The 541-nt window shown below is 73.4% G+C and carries 1 protein-coding gene; it reads left to right on the forward strand.

Going from position 1 to position 541, the window contains the following annotated elements:
• Positions 1 to 541 (forward strand): AAA family ATPase (locus tag CGX12_RS19415; RefSeq protein WP_176442130.1); only part of this gene is annotated, 541 nt, incomplete at both ends.

Raw genomic sequence — 541 nt, forward strand, 5'->3', positions numbered from 1 at the left:
CGGCTGACCGAGTCGATCGGCGCCCAGGTGGCCTCGCTGCCGGTGGACGAGGCGGTGCGCCGCCGCATCCCCACCGAGGTCGGCACCCTGCACCGGCTGCTGGGCAGCCTGCCCGACAGTCGCCACTTCCGCCATCACGCCGGCAATCCGCTGCCCCTGGACGTGCTGGTGGTGGACGAGGCCTCGATGATCGATCTCGAAATGATGGCCTGCCTGTTGTCGGCGCTGCCGGCCCATGCCCGGCTGCTGCTGCTGGGGGACAAGGATCAACTGGCCTCGGTGGAGGCGGGGGCCCTGCTGGGCGATCTGTGCCGCCACGCGGAGCAGGGCCATTACCAGCCCGAACGGGTGCGCTGGCTCGAGCGGGTCAGCGGCGAGCGGCTGGCCCACCCGGCGCTGGTGCCCGGTGCCGAGGGTCGCCATCCCCTGGCTCAGCGCATCCTGATGCTGCGTCATTCCCGCCGCTTCGCCGGCGGCTCCGGCATCGGCCAACTGGCCCGGGCGGTGAACGAGCAGCGGGCCGGGGCCGCCCGGGCTGTGC

The sequence above is a fragment of the Zobellella denitrificans genome, assembly GCF_002237365.1.
Taxonomy (GTDB): Bacteria; Pseudomonadota; Gammaproteobacteria; order Enterobacterales; family Aeromonadaceae; genus Oceanimonas; species Oceanimonas denitrificans.